The sequence below is a fragment of the Actinomadura rifamycini DSM 43936 genome (assembly GCF_000425065.1).
Taxonomy (GTDB): Bacteria; Actinomycetota; Actinomycetes; order Streptosporangiales; family Streptosporangiaceae; genus Spirillospora; species Spirillospora rifamycini.
The window spans coordinates 1-14,381 of the sequence record NZ_AULB01000038.1 but is presented as its reverse complement, the minus strand read 5'-3'; the positions used below and the strand labels follow the sequence as shown (position 1 = coordinate 14,381).

The 14,381-nt window shown below is 71.7% G+C and carries 11 protein-coding genes; 8 read left to right on the top strand and 3 right to left on the bottom strand.

The window, feature by feature from the left end; translation table 11 throughout:
- Window positions 1-706: 706 nt before the first annotated feature.
- Both H505_RS45180 and H505_RS0129855 read left to right on the top strand, forming a co-directional pair.
- Entirely contained in the window at window positions 707-1,294 is a 588-nt protein-coding gene (locus tag H505_RS45180) for an LppU/SCO3897 family protein (protein ID WP_034520534.1), read from the top strand.
- A 156-nt stretch (window positions 1,295-1,450) separates the two neighbouring features.
- Window positions 1,451-1,882 (top strand): VOC family protein, encoded by a 432-nt coding sequence (locus H505_RS0129855; protein WP_245592661.1) that lies wholly within the window; start codon window positions 1,451-1,453, stop codon window positions 1,880-1,882.
- Here H505_RS0129855 and H505_RS51230 read toward each other — a convergent pair.
- The gene (locus tag H505_RS51230) at window positions 1,842-3,974 is read right to left on the bottom strand and encodes a substrate-binding domain-containing protein (RefSeq protein WP_211238582.1); all 2,133 of its coding nucleotides are present in this window, start codon (window positions 3,972-3,974) and stop codon (window positions 1,842-1,844) included. The genes H505_RS0129855 and H505_RS51230 overlap by 41 nt on opposite strands.
- A 149-nt stretch (window positions 3,975-4,123) precedes the next feature.
- Complete coding sequence (locus tag H505_RS45170; protein ID WP_034520531.1) at window positions 4,124-4,975, bottom strand: helix-turn-helix transcriptional regulator; 852 nt, start codon at window positions 4,973-4,975, stop codon at window positions 4,124-4,126.
- A gap of 101 nt (window positions 4,976-5,076) precedes the next feature.
- Between H505_RS45170 and H505_RS45165 the strand changes: the two genes are divergently transcribed.
- From H505_RS45165 to H505_RS0129820, 5 genes are all read left to right on the top strand, one after another.
- Window positions 5,077-6,561: an MFS transporter gene (locus H505_RS45165; protein ID WP_245592660.1), complete on the top strand. Its 1,485-nt coding sequence runs from the start codon at window positions 5,077-5,079 to the stop codon at window positions 6,559-6,561.
- 142 nt (window positions 6,562-6,703) lie between these two features.
- Entirely contained in the window at window positions 6,704-8,191 is a 1,488-nt protein-coding gene (locus H505_RS0129835) for a hypothetical protein (RefSeq protein WP_026404899.1), read from the top strand.
- A gap of 124 nt (window positions 8,192-8,315) precedes the next feature.
- Window positions 8,316-10,385, top strand: coding sequence for a protein kinase domain-containing protein (locus H505_RS48200; protein WP_169528875.1), 2,070 nt, complete (start codon window positions 8,316-8,318; stop codon window positions 10,383-10,385).
- Window positions 10,382-12,523, top strand: coding sequence for a serine/threonine-protein kinase (locus tag H505_RS48195; RefSeq protein WP_051301315.1), 2,142 nt, complete (start codon window positions 10,382-10,384; stop codon window positions 12,521-12,523). The genes H505_RS48200 and H505_RS48195 overlap by 4 nt, the downstream gene beginning before the upstream one ends.
- A gap of 67 nt (window positions 12,524-12,590) precedes the next feature.
- Window positions 12,591-13,121, top strand: coding sequence for a hypothetical protein (locus H505_RS0129820; RefSeq protein WP_034520550.1), 531 nt, complete (start codon window positions 12,591-12,593; stop codon window positions 13,119-13,121).
- A gap of 248 nt (window positions 13,122-13,369) precedes the next feature.
- On the opposite strand, the gene H505_RS0129810 is transcribed toward H505_RS0129820, so the two are convergent.
- On the bottom strand, window positions 13,370-13,966 hold the full coding sequence (locus tag H505_RS0129810; RefSeq protein WP_157433184.1) for a hypothetical protein: 597 nt from the start codon (window positions 13,964-13,966) through the stop codon (window positions 13,370-13,372).
- Window positions 13,967-14,220: 254 nt separating this feature from the next.
- Here H505_RS0129810 and H505_RS52805 point away from each other — a divergent pair.
- A partial coding sequence (locus H505_RS52805; RefSeq protein WP_211238583.1) for an Rrf2 family transcriptional regulator occupies window positions 14,221-14,381 on the top strand: 161 nt, incomplete at its 3' end.

Sequence of the window (14,381 nt, the reverse complement as noted above, 5' to 3'; positions counted from 1 at the left end):
CGGGGCCGACGCCGCTGGGCTGATCGGCTGGCGGATCGGCCTTGATTCCACCGTCCTGCACGCCCACCAGCACGTCGCCGGAGCCCGCCGCCACGGCGACGAGCAGGCCGAACCGCCCGGCGGAACCACGCCCTGGACGGTCGCGGGGCGGGTTGTCGGCCAAGCTGCACCCGGCCTGCGAGCAGGGACACGAACCCTTGTCGCTGGTGGTCGCCGCCGGGCGGCGTGGCGACGCACCGCAGGTCGAGGCGGTCATGGCCGGGATCCGGGTCGTCCGGAGCGGCGGCGGGCACCCGCGCACGCGGCCCGGACGGGTGCGGGCCGACAAGGCGATTCTCGTCCCGCGCGATCCGCCGCGATCTGCGGCGGCGGGGCATCGCGGCCACGAGCCCGCCGACCAGGCCCGCCACCGGCTGCGGCGCGGCGCCCGCAGCGGTCGGCCGCCGGGGCTCGATCCGGTATCCGGTCATCACGTAGTGGGTCTGGGAGAGGCCCCTGATCCAGGCTGCGCGCCGCTTGTCTCGTCATATCGGCGAGCCCTAGGACAAGTGTAGCCACGCACTTTCCCGCGCAAGGGGAGTGACCCCTTCCACGTAAGGGGGATCGGCGGCGGAGAAGACGCAGCCCGATGTGTCGACCGGCCAATCCGGTCGCGGTATGGTCGACGATCGGTCCGTGAAAGTTCAACGAAAGCGGTAATGCAGCGATGTCGCAGGCCCACCTTCAGCAGGTGCGAATGTTCGGCGCGATCCGGGCTCGGCTCCGGCGGACCGGTGGCTTGACGGCCCGCGCGGCCGTCGCCGCCCTGCCGGTCGCGGCCGTCCTGGCCGGTTGCGCGGCTGAAGACGCCCTCAGCCGCGCCGCGCCGGGAGACTGCGTGGCGGCGGAAGAGCAGGGCGGCAAGCTGGGCTCGCCGCAGGAGGCCCGCATCGTTTCCTGCACCGCGCCGGACGCCGCCTACAAGGTGGCCATGCGGCTGGACGGCAACGAGCACTGCGGCGACAACACCTACGGATACGTCAGGAACTCGCCGAGCAGAGGCGATGGCTGGCGACTGTGCCTCATGCTGAACGCGAAGGTCGGAGACTGCTTCCACCAGGAGATCGGGTTTCCCACCGGAACGGTCACCAAGGTGGCGTGCGGGCCGTCGGCGAGCTACCGGGTCGTGGCGGTGGTGCCGGGCAGGGCCGACAAGGACGCGTGCGCTCAGGGCGCCGCCCGTCCGGCCGACCCGACACAACCGGTCGCTTTCGCCTACCCCGAACCACCCCACACGGTCTGCGTGGAACGATAAGTCTGGCCGCGCATTGAAACCTCTACCCCGCGACCAGTGCGGCTGTTTCAGTGCGGCTTGATAGACGCCCGGACGCGAGCGGCGTCTTTTGAGGCTTGTCGCGAAAGCGGATTGTCTGTCAGAGCTGCCTGGGATGCTTCGAGCATGGAGATGACAGTGCAGCTGACGATCGACTGCTCCGATCCGCAGAAAATGGTGACTTTCTGGGCCGAGGCGCTGAACTACGTGCCCGAGCCTCCGCCGGGCGGGCACGCCACGTGGCGTGCCCACTGGGCGGCGGCGGGAGTGCCCGAGGCAGAGCTGCCGCCCGGTGCCGGGGACACGCCGGAGTCGATCATCGATCCCGCGGGGCGCGGCCCGAGGGTGTGGTTCCAGCAGGTTCCGGAGCCGAAGGTCGCCAAGAACCGCTGGCACTTCGACCTGAAGGTCGGCGGGGGACCTGACGTCCCACTGGACGTCCGCGTACAGCGGGTCAAGGCCACGGTGGAACGGCTGGTCAAAGCCGGTGCCACCGTGCTGCGGATCACGGACGGGCCCGACACGGGGTTTACCGCACTTGGCTTTCGGTGTAGTAGCCCGTGGCGATGAGCTGCTGCTCGTAGTTGCCCTTGTCCACGGTGACCGGTTCGAGCAGGTAGGCGGGGACGGTCTTCGCCCCGTTGTCCTGGGTGCCGGTGACCTGCGGTTCGTCCCCCTTCAGGAGGGTGTCGGCGAGCTTCGCCGTGGTGTCGGCGAGCCGCCGCGTGTCGTTGAGGACCGTCGAGTACTGCTCCCCGGCGATGATCGATCTGACGGACTCCGCCTCGGCGCCCTGCCCGGTGATGACCGGGTACGGCCGTTCGCGCGTCCCGTAGCCGCGGGATTCCAGCGCCGACAGGATGCTCCTCGACAGGCCGTCGTACGGCGACAGCACACCCTGGACCGTCGTCCCGCCGCCGTAGTGGCGGGTGATGAGGTCGTCCATCCGCTTGCCCGCCGTCGTCGCGTCCCAGCGCATTGTCGCGACGGTGCCGAAGTCCGTCTGGCCGCTCTCGACGACGAGCCGTTCCGAGTCGATGTACCGCTTCAGGACGTCCATCGCGCCGTCGAAGAAACTCCGTGCGCTGGGGTCCTCCGGCGAACCGGCGAACAGTTCGATGGCGAAGGAGCCTCGTGCCGGGCCCCCCGAACCGTCCGGCTTTCTGAGCCCGAGCCCCACCAGCAGGGACGTCGCCTGCTGCCGCCCGACTTCGCGCTGGTCGAAGGACGTGTAGTAGTCGATGTCCGGAGAGTCGCGGACGAGCAGATCGTAGGCGATGACCGGGATGTTCTTGCCGGCCGCCGCCCGCAGCCGCTCCGCGATCGCCGGGTCGCCGGCCGAGGCGACGATCAGCAGCCGGGCGCCTTCGCCGATCTGGTCGTCGATCTCGTCCGCCTGGGCGGCAGCGTCGTCGGTGTACTGGAGGTCGACCCGGTAACCGAGCTGCTCCAGCTTCGACTTCAGGCGGTCGCCGTCGTTGGTCCAGCGTTCCGAGAAGGGGTGCGGCAAGGTGACGCCGACGAGCGGGGCCGCCTCCGCCCCGTCGTCGCCTCCGAGACCGGGGAAGACGACGTAGCCGAGGCCGAGCACGGCGAGCAGGGCGAGGGCGAGGAGGCCGCGGCCCGCCCAGACCCGGCGGTGGACCCCGGCGTTACCGGACGGCCGAGTCGTCGTGGCGTCCCGGTCCGGTTCGGCGTCCGAGGGAGCGTCCCCGCGCCGCCCGCCAGGCTCGTCCGCCACGGTGGGCGCGTCACTGTGCCCGGGCCGTTCGGCGGGCTCGGCGGGTTCGGGGGACAGTGCGGCCGTGTCCTGCCTGGTCGGCGGTGGGCCAATGGGCTGCCGGGCCTGGCCCGGCAGGGCACGCAGGCTGTCCACGACCTCCGCGGACGTGGGACGGTCGGCCGGGTCCTTGGCCAGGCAGGCGCGGACGAGGGGCGCGAGCCGGCCGTCCAGTCCGTCCAGGTGCGGCTCGTCCTCGAGGATCGACCGCATCACCGCGGGGAGCGAGTCGCCGCCGAACGCCGGCTCGCCGGTGGCGGCGAAGACCATGGTCGCCCCCCACGCGAACAGGTCGGCGGCGGGCCCGACCTCGTGATCGGAGAACTGCTCGGGCGCCATGTAGCCCGGGGTGCCGACGATCTGGCCCGCGGTCAGCGACCGGCTGACGTCCAGCGCTCGGGCGATCCCGAAGTCGATCACCACCGGGCCGTCCGGGCCGAGCAGGACGTTGCCCGGCTTGAAATCCCGGTGGACGATGCCGGACTGGTGGATCGCCGCCAGAGCCGTCGCGGTGTTGAGCGCGAGCCGTTCCAGCGCGGCTGCGCCGCGCGGCCCCGTCCCGCGCACGGACTCGTGCAGCGACGGCCCGTCCACGAATTCGCTGACGATGTAGGGCTGTCCGTTCACCACGCCGCTGTCGAGCACCTGTGCCGTGGAGAAGGGCACGACGCGTTTGGCGATCTCCACCTCTCTGAGGAAGCGCGCCCGAGCCCGCTCGTCGATCACCAGATGCGGATGGAGCAGCTTCACCGCCACACGCTCGCCCGAAGCGGTACGGCCGACGTAGACGGCGCCCTGGCCGCCGGTGCCCAGCCGACCCTCGATGCGGTAGGGCCCCACCTCGGCCGGATCCGTGGGCAGCAGAGGCGTCCACTCGGGCATGCGTCCCCCCAGCCACTCGCCGTGACGGACGTCCGGGGCGGCGCTGCTTCGAAGCCGGAGTCCCGCCCACATGATCGTCCTAAGAGACACGGATGTCTACTTGACAGGCCGCCCCGGCCGGGCGATCGGCCCATGCCGACCGGACGGCGTCAGGGTGCGGTGTCGGCGATCAGGTCGGGCAGCTTAGCGAGCCTTTCCGAGGTGGGCTCGTCGGCCGGGGTCATCACGGTGAGTCGGTGACCGGTCTCCGCGACGTTGGTGGAGACGAAGTTGAGCCGGAGCATGCCGACGAGAGGGCTGTCCAGGCGCTTGGTCTCCAGGTGCTGGAGCAGGACGTCGTGGCGGTCCCACAGCTCCGAGAACTCCTCGGAGCGCCCCCGCAGCTTCTCGATGGTCTCCACCGCGCCGGAACCGGCGGTGCTGCCGACGACCGCGCGCAGGTGGGCGACCATCCGCGAAGCGACGACGTCGTCATCGACGTAGCGGCTCCGCCATTCGGCGTCGGTGAAGAACTGGAGCGCGCAGTTGCGTTCGGGCGGTGGTATCCGGTCCATGTCGGTGAACAGGAAGCGGTAGGCGCGGTTGTAGGCGACGATGTCGAACGCACTGGTCTGCAGGCACGCGGGGAACGGGTCGAGTTTGTCCAGCACCGGCTGGTAGGCCGCCGACAGGGCAGCGTCCAGCGCCGGCGGCCTGCTCGGCTCGGACCGGACGCCGGCGAGGCGCTCCAGGTGCCGCTTCTCCGCGTCGTCCAGGCGCAGTGCTCGGCCGACCGCGGCCAGGACCTGCGTGCTGACGTTGATCGGCCGCCCCTGTTCGAGCCACGTGTACCAGGTGACTCCCACGCCGGCGAGCACGGCGACCTCTTCCCGCCGCAGACCCGGCGTGCGGCGGCGACCGGTCGCGGGGAGACCGACCCGGTCCGGGGTCAGCCGTTCGCGCCGGGAGCGCAGGAACGCACCGAGCTCTCGTCGGGTCTCAGGAGGTCGCACGCCGGTCATGCTCCCATCCTGCAGGACCCGCATGAGCTCATCCAGGTTCGTCCAGTACCCCCATAAACAGGCTCCTGGTACCTGGATAAGAGCGCCGTCAGGGTCGGAGCATGCCTTCGAGACCGACGGCGCAGAACGATGCGCTTCCACCGAACATCCGAGACCGCCACAAGGCCACCGCTGGCGAGGCGCCCTCCCCGACGCTCGGCATGGCGGGCCTGCTGACGGCGCTGTCGGCGCTGCTCCTGTCGGTGGTGAGCTTCGCCGCCACCGGGATCGCCGTGCCGGACATCGGCGCCTCGCTGCGGGCGACCGCGGCCGAGCAGTCGCTGGTGGTGTCGGTCTACACCCTCGGGTTCGCCGCGCCGATGGTCGTCGGCGGGCGGCTGGGCGACCTGTACGGCAGGAGGCGGCTCTTCCTGCTCGGCATGGCCGGGTTCACGGCGGCCTCGCTCGCCTCGATGCTCGCGCCGACCATCACCGTCCTGATCGTCGCCCGCGCCCTCGCCGGGGTGTCCGCGGCGGCCATGGTGCCGCAGGTGCTGGCCACGATCACGGCCTCGACGCAGGGGCGCGAGCGCGCCCGCGCCGTCGCGCTGTTCGGGGCCACCGCGGGCGGCGCGACGGCCGTGGGCCAGGTCCTCGGCGGTGTGCTGCTGTCCGTGCCGATGGTCGGCGCGCCCTGGCGCACCGTCTTCGCGATGAGCGTCCTCATGGGCGTCGTCGCGTTCCTCGCCGCCCTGCGCTGGATGCCCGGCACCGACGCCCCGGGGCGCCGCTCCCTCGATCTGATCGGCACCGCGCTGCTCGGCTCGGGGCTGCTCGCGCTGCTGGTCCCGCTGTCCCAGGGCGGTGCGCTCGGCTGGCCGGTGTGGAGCCGGGTCCTGCTGGCGGCCGTCCCGGTGCTGTTCGCGGCGTTCTGGACGCGCCAGCACCGGCTGCACCGCCGCGACCTCGCCCCCCTCGTGCCGCCTCCGCTGCTGCGGCTGAAGCCCTACCGGCTCGGGCTGGTGATGGCGCTGATGCTCCAGTCGGCCTTCGGCGCGTTCACCTTCCTCTATGCGCTGACCACGCAGACCGGGTTGGGCTGGTCGCCGATGAACGCCGCCCTCGTGCTCCTGCCGTTCGCGCTGTGCTTCTTCGCCGCGTCGATCTGGTCGGGGAGGCTCGCGCCCCGCTTCGGGTTCCGCCGCCTGCTCACGATCGGCGGGATCGTCCAGGCCGTGATGCTGGCGGTCACCGCATGGTCGGTCCTCGTGCAGAGCGACGACCTGGACGCGTGGACGCTGGCCGCGCTGCTGGTCGGTGTCGGCGTCGGCCAGGCCCTCATGTTCGGACCGCTGGTCGGAGCCATGATCGCCGATGTCCCGGCGGCCTCCGCGGGGGCGGCGTCCGGCGTCATCCAGACCGTGCAGCAGGCGGCCATGGGGCTGGGCGTCGCCGTCGCCGGAGGACTCCTCGGTTCGGCCGTCGCCGGATCGGGCGCGGTCGCGGTGGGGCAGGTCTACGCGACGGCTCTCGCCGTCTGCATGCTCGTCCAGGCCGCGTTCGCCATCGCCTTCGCCCTCTGCGCACTCGCCCTGCCCAAGAGGTGACCGGATCGTTCCGGTGCGCGTCGGGATCGGGTGTGTCGGGCGGGTGCCTCACTCTGGTTTCCTGGTGCCGGTAACGATCTTGGGGCAGCCGCCTGCCTCCACGGCCCGGTCCTCGGGCCGTCCCTGTCGCCGAAGGAGAAGAATGGCAGCCAGCAAGGCCGTCGCCGTCCTCGCGCTCGCGGGGGTGCTCGCCGCGGGATCGGCGGGGTGCTCGCCGGGCGACGGAGAGGAAGCGGCGGCGGGCGCGAGCAGCGGCGGAAGCGGTGGCGGCGCCGGCGGTGACAAGCCGGCGCTGAAGAGCAGGATCCGGCCGCCCGCGGCGTTCGACGCCACCGCCGGGTGGGAGATCCAGGCCCGCTGGCTGGCGCCCGAGCAGCCCTTCCCGTACGCGGTCTCGCCGAAGAGCGGAAGGATCGCCTACCTGGAGAAGGGGCGGGACGATTTCACGTTGAAGGTGCGCGACGCCGCGGGCGAACTGCTGGCGTCCGCCCGGCCGTGGAAGTCGCCGCAGGTCACGGAGGACCAGATCGCGAGCAAGCCCGGCTCCTTTCCCGCCGTGCCCGTCATCACCCTGGTGAGCGGCGGCGCCCGCGAGTACTTCGCGGTATGGATGGCCGGTAAGAAAGCCGAAGACGAACTGCACGAGGCGCGGTCCGTCGTTTCCGTCGCCTTCTACCCGGTCGACGCGTCCGGGGAGAACGTCGCTCCGTCCGGTACCGCCGACGTCGGCGTCGAACACGATCGCGTTTACGTCTTCCCCGGGAGCGCCGGCATCGTCGTCTCGCACGAGATCGGTGACACCCACCTGATCTCGCCGGACGGAAAGGTGTCCGTCTCCGGCGAGACGGCCAAGGTGCGGATCGGGAACCAGGCGGTCGACCCCGACCCCGCCTTCGCGTACGCGGGCCGGAGCGGTCTGATCACCAACGCCGAGGAGCAGAACGACCCCTACGAGGGCGGCGGATTCGGTGCCGCCGGAGGGTGGCACAGCACGCAGGTCGCCCCGCCCGGCGCCGCCCCGGTCCTGACCTGGACCAGTGTCAGCAGCGGCTCGGACCGCAAGCCGAACGGGCTTCTCGTCGGCTCCGCGGGCACGAACCTGATCGCGACGTGGACCAAGGGAGACGAAGCCGCCCACTCCGGCGGGCGGGAGCTGCTGACGGCCGTGCACGAGTCGGCGGACGGCAAGGTACGGGCCACCGCGCCTTGCGCCACCGAGCCCCACGACTACGAAGCGGACATCCCCAACCCCGATCGGCGGCTGCCGCGGCTGCCGGCCCTGTCACCCAACGGCGCGTACCTCTCCTCGGCCGCCACCCTGTTCGACCTCGGCCAGGGCAAAGGCCACTGCCTCGGCCAAGAGGAAGGCGCCAAGGAGATCACCCTGTTCGCGGTGGGCGACGACGGCGTCGCCTACGGCACGGCGGGCCCCGAACAACGGGACGAGCCCGCCGTGCCGATCTCCGTGGCCGCCGCCACCGGCGCCATCACCACCCTGCCCGCGGAAACCGTGCTCCCCGACGCCCTCGTCAAGGGCGGCGGCGTCTTCGTCGACCGAGGCGCCCTGGGCCCGGTCGAGGCCGGCGGCGGGGACGTGCCACGGATGATCGTGCTCACCTCGAAGAAGTGACCCACCGCCGGACGTCCGTCACCGAACCGGCGCACGCACGAGTTCGCACGAACGTCGGGCAGGGCGTTGCGCCGTGGCCGCCTGATTGAATAGCCGCACCTGTTCATTTGCCCGGGAGGTGGACGTGCGGCCGCTGCGACCAGGGGATCCCGCGCGCGTCGGACCGTACCGGATCCTCGCGCGGCTCGGGGCGGGCGGGATGGGGACGGTGTACCTCGCGCGGTCGCCGGGTGCGCGGCTGGCCGCGCTGAAGGTCGTCCGGCAGGAGTTCGCCGACGACGCGGCCTTCCGGGCGCGGTTCCGGCGGGAGGTCGCCGCGGCGCGCAAGGTGAGCGGGCTCTACACGGCGCCGATCCTGGACGCCGACGGCGACGCGGCGCACCCGTGGTTCGCCGCGGCGTACGTCCCCGCGCCCACGCTGGGCGAGGCCGTCGCGCGGGGAGGGCCGCTGGACGAGCCCGCCGTCCGGGCGCTGGGCGCGGGGCTGGCCGAGGCGCTGCGCGCGATCCACGGGGCCGGCCTGGTGCACCGCGACCTCAAGCCCGGCAACATCCTGCTCGCCGAGGACGGCCCCAAGATCATCGACTTCGGGATCGCCAGGACCGCCGACGCCACGCGCGTCACCCGCACCGGCGCGATGATCGGCACGCTGGCCTACATGGCGCCCGAGCAGATCGCCGAGAGCAAGGACGCCGGGGCCGCGGCGGACGTGTTCTCCCTCGCGGGCGTCCTGGTCTACGCGGCGACGGGCGCCAAGCCGTTCGGCGAGCGCGACTCGGCCGCGGTGGTCTACGAGGTCATGTACGAGGAGCCGTCCCTCGACGGCGTCCCCGCGTCGCTGCGCGACCTGCTGGCCGCCTGCCTCGCCAAGGACCCGTCCGGACGTCCCGCGCTGGAGTCGGTGCTCGCCGCGCTGACCCCCGCCGATCCCCGGGCGCTGGACTCGCCGCTGCTGCGGCAGGAGGTGGCGGACCGGGAGGCCGAGGCGAACCGGGTGGCGTCGCGGCCGGTCGCGCCGCCCCCGCCGACGCCGCGGGTCGACGGCGGGGTCGGACGGCGGCGGGTCCTGGGACTGGCCGCCGCGGTCGCCGTCGCGGGCATCGGCGCGGGGACCGCGGGATGGGCGATGACCCGCGAGGACCCCGCGCCCGCCGCGTCCGCCGAGCCGGCCCCAAGCGCGACGCCCCTCGCCTCGGCGCCGCCGCCCGTGTGGACGTTCGACCCGCCCCGGCCCGTCGGTGAAACCTCGAAGCTGCTGGTCGCGGACGGCATCGTTCTGTGGGGCGGCGCGAACGAGATGTACGGGGTGGACACCGGCTCCGGGCGGCGGCTGTGGACGAAGGCCGAGGCCAGCGCCGCATACGCGGACGGTACCGCCCGCGGGTCGCGTTTCGTCGTCGTCGGCGGCGTGGCCGGTAATCTCGGTGACCAGAAGGTCACCTTGCTGGACACCCGGACCGGCAGGGCCACGGAGTTCCCCTGGCCGCTCGACGTCTTCCCCAGGTCCCCCCTCGGCGTCCTCGACGACATGCTCTTCGTGTATTCGCTGGAGGACCTCTGGGCCTTGGACCTGACCAGCGGTGACGTCCGGTGGCACGTCCCGAAGGAGGAGGCCGTGTCGGGAACCGTCGACCGGTCCGGGGTCTACCTCAGCAGAGACCCCTCTCTCACCTGCCTCGACCCTCGCACCGGCCGCGAACGTTGGGTCCGCACCTGGCCCGAGAACCGCCCGGACAGGGGGAGTCTGGACATCGCCCTCGCCAGCGGGCGGGTGTTCGGCAACTTCGGCGACACCGTCCAGGCGGTCGACGCCGCCGACGGGAAGACCGTGTGGTCGCGGAACACCGCCGAGCAGTACGTCGCCGTCGTCCCCGCGGGCCCCGACGTGGCCTTCAAGAACGAGGTCATCGAGGTCTTCGACCAGGCGACCGGTGCTCACCGGCGAACGCTGGTCGCACCGGAACCGTTCGTCTCTCTGAGGCCCTTCGCGGCGAGCGACGCTCTCATCGCGGCCACGTTCAAGGCGCCGGCGGGATCGGCCGAGGGCGTCTACGTCGCCGGGACGGACGGCCGGGCACTGTGGGCGCACCAGGGACAGTCGGGCGGGGAGGACGGTTGGGAAGTCGCGGTGTCCGGCTCGTCCGTCTTCGCGACCGACCACAAGCGGCTCTACCGATTCGAGGCGGTGCAATGACGGCGTCGGACCTGAAGCCTGGCGATCCCGAACGCATCGGGCGGTACCGCCTGCTGCGGCGCCTGGGCGAGGGCGGCATGGGGGTCGTCTACCTCGGCGCGTCCCCGGCGGGACGGGCGGTGGCCGTCAAGGTCGTCCGGCCGGAACTCGCCGGAGACCCCGACTTCCGCGCCCGGTTCCGGGGCGAGGTCGAGGCCGCGCAGAAGGTCAGCGGCGCGTTCACCGGCCCCGTCGTCGAAGCCGAACCCGACGGGACCGTCCCGTGGCTGGCGGTCGCGTACGTCAACGGGCTCAACCTGAGGGACGCGGTCGAGCGGTACGGGCCCATGCCCGAGCCGCTGCTGCGCACCCTCGGCGCCGGGCTGGGCGAGGCCCTGATCGCGATCCACGAAGCGGGCCTGCTGCACCGCGACCTCAAACCGGCCAACATTCTGCTCGCCAAGGACGGCCCCAAGGTCATCGACTTCGGCATCAGCAAGGCCGCCGACTCCGCCACGCTCACCGCGGAAGGCCAGTTCATCGGCTCGCCCGGCTACATGGCCCCCGAGCAGATCCGCGGGACGGGCCTCACCCCGGCCGCCGACGTGTTCGCCTTCGGCGCCGTGCTGGCCTTCGCCGCTACCGGCCGTCCGCCGTTCGGCAGGGGCGAGGTCCCCGCGATCGTCCACCGGACCCTGCACGAACAGCCCGACCTGCGGGGCGTCCCGGAGCCCCTGGCGAAGATGGTGGCCGCCTGCCTCGGCCGGGACCCCGACCGGCGTCCGCCCGCGAAGCTGCTGCCGTCGCTGCTGGCCGCCGAGCCGGTCGCGCCCGGCTGGCTCCCCGGCGACATGGGCGAGGAGCTGCGGCGGCGGGAGGACACCCTCGTCCTGGACCTGCGGACGGCCGCCGCGGCCCGCACCCGCCGCCGACTCCTGCTCGGCGGTGCCGCCGCCGCCGGACTCGCCGCCATCGGCGGCGGCACCGCCGCGGCCCTCGCCGCCACGCAGAGCCGGGACGAGCACCGGCTCGCCCCGCCGAAGCCGCTGTGGCGCACCACGATCAAAGACGAGGAGCTGACCGAACTCATCGTCCGCCCCGGAGTGGTCATCGTGCTCGCCCACAAGGTCTTCCAGGACGACATCCGCTGCTACTCGCTCGCCACCAAGCGGCAGATCTGGGCCGAAGCGGGCCAACTGGTCACAGGACCGACGCTCCTCTACACGCTGGCCGCCTCCGACGGCTCGGTCACCGCCATGGACGAGACCGAGGCGGTCAAGTGGACCTACCGGCCACCGGCGAAATCCAAGTTCCCCGAGCTCTTCGCCCCGGCCGGCGGCCTGCTGCCCCTCACCGGAGACGGGACGGTCACCGGCCTGGACCCCGCCACCGGCCGCCGGCTCTGGACCCGAGAGTGGCCGCAGGAGTCGCCCCCCGTCCTCCACGGCCTCCAGGGCCGCACCCTCCTCGTCGGAGTGGACGAGGAGACGGGCGGCGTCCGCCAATTCGCGCTCGACACCGCGACGGGCGCGGTCCGGTGGTCCGGTTTGCGCGAGACGCTGAACCTGATGCCGCGGCAAGGCAACCTGATCTTCAGCAGTTCCTCCCGCACCACTCTCGACGCGCTGTCGTCCGGGACCGGCCGGAAGGTCTGGAGCGCCGAACTCCCCGACGCCGCGGCGGACCCCGACTTCGAGGACGCCCTCAAGCTCAACGTGACCGTGGCCAACGGGCTGGTCTACGTGAACGGGTCGACCCTCTACGCCCTGGACGCGTCCACCGGCCGGCAGCGGTGGAGCCACACGTCGGCCTCCTCTGACGACTGGACGCGGAACTACTCGGTCGACGAGCGATGCGTCTACCTCCTCGACGCGCCGCGACTCGTCGTCCTCGACGCCCGCACCGGCAGGCGCCTCTGGTCCGCCGACACCCCCGCCTCCGAGGTCCTCCAGGTGACCGTCGCCGGCGGCCTGGTCTTCATCGGCGTGGCGGGCACCGCGAACTCGGGCCTCTACGCCTGGGACGCCAAGACAGGACGACTCGTCTGGAACCACCCCGTAAGCGTCCCTGCCTCTCACGAGCAATGGGCCCTCGACAGCGACGGTTCCACCCTCGCCGCCGCCCACGGCACCACCCTGCTCACCTTCCGCCACGGCTGAGCCGCCGCAGGTCACCCGCCGGTCGCCTGCGCGGCGGACGTTCGGCTGCTGCACAATGTGGCCGGTGATGGAGATGCGTCCAGCGGTGAGCGCCGATCGTCCTGAGGTCGCCAGGATGGTGGAGGCTCGTTGTGCCTGGCTGGAGCATCGGGGACTGGCGAGCTGGCGGGGCGCGCTGGACGACCTGGTCGCACAGTGCGACAACCCTGTCGGGGACGTGTGGATCTTGCAGGACGGTGAGCACGGTGTCGTCGGGCAGATGCTCGTGCAGGAGCAAGGCCCGCCGTGGGGGTGGACCGACGAGGAGCGCGACGAGCCGGCGTTGTACCTGTCGGGGTCGATCACCGATCCGGCACTGCGTGAGCGGAAGCCGGGCACGTTGATGGCATGGTGGGCGGTCGATAGGGCCGCTCGGCTGGAGGTGCCGTGGGTTCGGCGCCACTGCCACTCCGAGCGGGTGGCCCGCTACAACCGGACGCAGGGGTTCGCGTTGGTGCGTGAGGAACAGCGGACGCACGCCCGGTTGTACATGATGGCGAGGCGGGCCGAGCGGCTCGCCCTGCCGTCATGGTTCGGGCTCAGGGCAGGAATGCCCTGACGGCCTGGTCCACGCACGGCTGGACGCGCTACCGCCACTGGAACCGGCCGGGCGCCCGAGCGACGAGCCCAACGGTCACTGAGGCCGCGGGACGAGGATGGCGCGGACGCGCAGGAGCGCTTCGCCCGTCGTTTGCATGGAGTCGAGGAGCCGCTGCCGCTGCCGCTCGCACCGGCAGGCGCCTCTGGTCCGCACCTTCCACCTCACCTGAGCCGCCGGCCGGGTCGAGTCCTGCGGGCGCGAAGGGGTCACTGGGCGAAAAGTTCTGTCTCCCTGTTGCACAGCCAGCACCGCAGGTCCAAAGGGGCCTGCGTACGTGGATTGTGCAGTGTCGCCCGATAGCACCGCGCACAGGCGAGCCCCTTGCACGACGAGCACTGGAAACCGGTCCCGTTCATCTCCATGTCTTCGAGGTTGAGATGGTAGGAGACATCGGCGCCTTCAACGGAAGGGAACGCCGCCGCGGGGATCACCGAATAGCCGCAGCGGGCGCAGTTCTCCCGGGAGAAGGCAGGATCGGGCAGCGCCTTCCGGTCGGCGAGCTCGACGAACGCTCCGTCGTCCTCCTCGAAAATCATGATGAGGTCTTTGCCGAGGTTGCCTTCGGGCGTCTCCGCGATGACGTAGACCTTCTCGTCCCGCACCTCGCAACCGCGCAGAAAGTCGAGGGCTTCCGCTCTGCTGCCGAAACTCTCGATGAGGTAGCGGCCCGAAGGCTGGTTGACCTCGCGGATAGGCCGGCCGTCCGCATATCCGGGAGGCCAGGAAACGCGATACGTGCCCGATTTGGCGCCTACCTTGTGTCGATCCCGTCGGAATCTATTGAACAGCGACTTCTTTTGCATGCGGATCACCTTCCCGGGCGGGTGGAGTGCCTCGGCGCCGAACATCGCGTCTCGCGGGCGCGCGGGACTCACTGTGCCTCAAGCCGCCCGGGACCCCTCCCGCCGCGCGTTGACTCCGCGGGCGAACTGTAACTAACCTCGTTGCAGTTGCAGTTGCAGTTGCAGTTGCAGTTGCAGTTGCAGTTGCAGTTGCAGTTGCAGTTGCAGTTGCAGTTGCAGTTGCAGTTGCAGTTGCGGTTCGTGGGAGTGGGGGTATGAAGGTCAGCAGCAGGACGGCGGTGGCCATCCACGCGTTGACGTTCCTCGCGCGGTGGGAGGACGACGGGCTCCAGTCGTCCAACAAGATCGCGGAGAGTCTGGAGAGCAATCCGGTGCTCGTGCGCCGGATCCTCGGGTCGCTGCGCGCCAAGGGCAT

What these genes read in the sequence shown, in the direction of transcription:
- H505_RS0129820 (WP_034520550.1), top strand. Translation starts at nt 12,591, where the DNA reads ATGGAGATGCGTCCAGCGGTGAGCGCCGATCGTCCTGAGGTCGCCAGG.
- H505_RS0129835 (WP_026404899.1), top strand. Translation starts at nt 6,704, where the DNA reads ATGGCAGCCAGCAAGGCCGTCGCCGTCCTCGCGCTCGCGGGGGTGCTC.
- H505_RS45165 (WP_245592660.1), top strand. Translation starts at nt 5,077, where the DNA reads ATGCCTTCGAGACCGACGGCGCAGAACGATGCGCTTCCACCGAACATC.
- H505_RS0129810 (WP_157433184.1), bottom strand. Translation starts at nt 13,966, where the DNA reads ATGCAAAAGAAGTCGCTGTTCAATAGATTCCGACGGGATCGACACAAG.
- H505_RS45170 (WP_034520531.1), bottom strand. Translation starts at nt 4,975, where the DNA reads ATGACCGGCGTGCGACCTCCTGAGACCCGACGAGAGCTCGGTGCGTTC.
- H505_RS51230 (WP_211238582.1), bottom strand. Translation starts at nt 3,974, where the DNA reads ATGCCCGAGTGGACGCCTCTGCTGCCCACGGATCCGGCCGAGGTGGGG.
- H505_RS48195 (WP_051301315.1), top strand. Translation starts at nt 10,382, where the DNA reads ATGACGGCGTCGGACCTGAAGCCTGGCGATCCCGAACGCATCGGGCGG.
- H505_RS45180 (WP_034520534.1), top strand. Translation starts at nt 707, where the DNA reads ATGTCGCAGGCCCACCTTCAGCAGGTGCGAATGTTCGGCGCGATCCGG.